This window comes from Janthinobacterium sp. SUN137 (assembly GCF_030587265.1).
Lineage (GTDB): Bacteria > Pseudomonadota > Gammaproteobacteria > Burkholderiales > Burkholderiaceae_D > Janthinobacterium > Janthinobacterium kumbetense.
This window is the reverse complement of the sequence record NZ_JAPWHZ010000018.1, coordinates 1-2816: the sequence shown is the minus strand read 5'-3', so window position 1 is coordinate 2816 and position 2816 is coordinate 1. Positions and strand designations below refer to the sequence as shown.

1 protein-coding gene is annotated in these 2816 nt (G+C 65.9%); it reads right to left on the bottom strand.

The features are described from left to right. Positions 1–2816 (bottom strand): amino acid adenylation domain-containing protein (locus O3298_RS29075; RefSeq protein WP_305061199.1); only part of this gene is annotated, 2816 nt, incomplete at both ends.

The following is a 2816-nucleotide window of genomic DNA, read 5'->3' as shown; positions in this document are numbered from 1 at the left end:
CCTCGACGGCCGCTACCGGCGTGTGCGGCGCCTGCTCCAGCGCCTGCACCAGATTTTCCAGCGCCGTTTGCATATAGGCGCAAATGCGGCCCGGCTCGGCCTGCACACTGAGCTGCGCGGTCAGATCAAAGCCATCGCCCCAGTCATCTACCGCAAGGCTGAGCGGATAATTGGTGCGCTCTTCCGAGCGCAGCACCTCGGTTCCGCTCCATTCCGCATGCGCGGCGTCCTGGCTGACGGTGTTGTGCCGGTAATTCAGCAGGGCAGTGAATAGCGGTGCCGACGGTTCGACGGCGCTGCAGCGCTGCGCCAATGTCAGCGAGGCATGCTCGTGATGCATCAGCTCGGATAGCAGCGCCTGCGTCTTGCGCACGCTCTGCTCGACGCCATCCTGTCCGACACTGACGCGCACCGGCAAGGCATTGACAAAGATGCCGGGCACGCGCGCCATCGCTGCGCCACCGCGCATTCGGCCGAATAGCATGGTGCCGAACACCACGTCCTGCCGTCCGCTCAAACGGGCCAGGACCTGCGCCCAGGCTACGTGCATCAGGCTGGCCGGGCTGACGCCCAGCTTGCGCGTCTGCCGGCGAATCCGGCTGGCCAGATCCGCATCGAGCGCCTGTTTGGCCTCTGCCGTCGCGGCCCAGTCGGATTGAACATTGACCAGCCCTAAAGGCGCGGTCGGCTCGTCGATATCCGACAGCATGCGGCGGAAGAAGGCCTCGTGCTCCTGCTGGCTCACGCCAAGCCGGGCTTCGGCGACGAAATCGCGGAACGGTACCGGCCTGTCCAGCGCAGCCTCGCCCTTGCCAAGAATGGTGTCCACTTCGGTAGCGATGATCTCCAGCGTCACGTGGTCGGCGATCAGATGATGCAGCATGAGGCGCAACAGCCATCGGCCGTTGGCTCCATCATAGGCGGCAAAGCCGCGCATCAGCGGCGCCTGGCGCACATCGACGCGGAAGTGCCCCGGATTGTAGCGGGCCTCCAACTGGGCGGCGATGTCCCCGTCCCCGGCGTCGAAGTTGACCATCTGCATCGTCGCGGGCACCTGGCGCCACACCACCTGTACCGGCTCCCTCAATCCTTCCCACGCGATTGCCGTGCGCAGGATGTCATGGCGCGCCACCACCTTCTGCAGTGCCTGCGCAAACGCATCGAGCCTGGCGCGATCGTCGAACGCCAGCAGTGTCGGCGTCAGGTACACATCGCCTTGCTGCTGCAGGATGTGGTGGAACAGTATCCCCTGCTGCAGCGGTGCCAGAGGATAGATATCCTGCACATTGGCTGCACCGCCCGTGACCGTGGCAACGACGCGGTCGATCTCATCCTGACTCAGCTCGACCAGCGGCAGCATCGCCGGCGTGATGACCTGGCTCTCGGGCGGAATCAAGTTGGGCGGTATGACAACGGCGCGCTCGCGCTGTCCCAGCGCTTCGATCACGCCGGCAATCGTCGGCGCACCGAACAACGCACGCACGCTCGTTTCCACGCCGACCTGGTGCATCCGTTCGACCAGGCCAATCGCCAACAGTGAGTGGCCACCCAGTTCAAAGAAGTTGTCCTGGCGGCCTACGCGCTTGACGCCCAGCACCTCCTGCCAGATGCGCGCCAGCGCTTCTTCCACTTCGCCTTGCGGCGCTTCATATACCCTGGTCGCCAACGCGGACTGGCCCTGCGCAGACAGCGCATTGCGATCGAGCTTGCCGTTCGGCGTGAGCGGGAATCGCTCCAGCACCACGAAGGCGCTCGGCACCATGTATTCCGGCAGACCGGCCAGCAGGTGCTCGCGCAGCGCGGCGGCGGAAGCGTCCCACCCCTCCGCCAGTGTCAGATAAGCCACCAGGCGCTTGTCGCCCGTGGCGTCGTCACGGGCGATCACCACTGCCTCCTTCACGCCTACGCACTGCGCCAGACGGGCTTCGATCTCGCCCAGCTCGATGCGGAAGCCGCGCAGCTTGACCTGGAAGTCATTCCTGCCCAGGTACTCGATATTGCCGTCGGCCAGCCAACGGCCCAGATCGCCCGACTGGTACAGGCGCGCGCCGGCACGGCCGTTGAACGGATCGTCGATGAACCGCTCCGCCGTCAATTCCGGCAGGTTCAGGTAGCCGCGCGCCACGCCCACGCCGCCAATGTAGATCTCGCCCGGCACGCCAAGCGGCACTGGCTGCAGGTGCCGGTCCAGGATATAGACCTGGGTGTTGGCAATCGGACGGCCAATCGTGATGGCTTGGCCTGGCCGCAGTTCGGCCGTGCTGGCACAAACAGTATTTTCAGTCGGTCCGTAGGCATTGAATACCCGGCATACCGACAGCCACGGCGCCACAACCTGCGCACCGCAGGCTTCACCGGCCAGCACCAGAGCTTCCAGCGCATAGCCCGCGCCGCTGTCCAGATGCGGCAACAGCGCCGGCGGCAGGGTCGCATGCGTTATGCCGTGCTCGCGCAGGAAGGTCTGGATCGCGGCCGGATTGTGCCGCTGTTCCTCGCTACAGACGTAGAAGGCGGCGCCGCGCAGCAGCGCCATGAGCCATTCGGACGTCGCCGCGTCGAAGCTCAGCGATGCCAGGCCGAGCACGCGGCTATCGTCGGCCACGCCGAACATGGCCTGCTGGCTGACCGCCAGGTTACAGGCGCCGCGATGCGCGATCTGCACGCCCTTCGGCTGCCCGGTCGAGCCGGAAGTATAGATCACGTAGGCCAGATGGGCAGGCTGCACCGCTGTGCGCGGATTGTCGCGGCGATAGCCGGACAGCGCCTGCCAGCCGCTGTCCAGGCTGACCACCTTGGCACCGTCGAGCGGCAGATTG